Annotated in this window: 1 pseudogene; it reads right to left on the minus strand. The window is 51.8% G+C overall.

The features are described 5' to 3' along the window. Positions 1 to 80: 80 nt before the first annotated feature. A pseudogene (locus tag J5224_RS35015) lies at positions 81 to 527 on the minus strand (XRE family transcriptional regulator); the annotation flags it as partial.

Here is a 527-nt window from a genome sequence, read left to right on the forward strand (position 1 = left end):
ATCGCACTGGCCGCCACGGTATTGAAAAACACGCTGGCGCGGTTAGCCAACGCCTGAAGCAGAAACAACAGAGCGCGTCATCAGTAGCGATCGAGGGTATCACGTAACAAACGCAGGGCATCTTCCCCTTTGGCGGCATTTTCCCACAGCGCATCGAACAGGGATTGATGGTGGTGAATCGCCTCTTTTGATGAGGAAACCCACGCCACCCCGGCGCTGATATTGGGTAATTCCCCCAAACGGAAAGGGCTGGAGGCCACCGAAAGCGCCTCACTGTCGTTATAGAAAATCTGGAAGGTAGAAGAAGGGATGGTCTGTTTGGTGATGGCTACCTGAACGATATCCTTTTTCTCTTCCAATACCTGGAGCAGGTATTTCACTTCCTGACGCGCCGCCAGCACACGCTCCATGCGCGTACTGGGTGAAATATTCAGGGAACCCACCAGCCCGAGATGAATAAATTTCTCGATGTGCTGAATACCGATCAGGTTATGAATTTTCGGCAAATGGGTATTCAGGTGGGATTT

This window comes from Candidatus Symbiopectobacterium sp. NZEC135 (genome assembly GCF_025962695.1).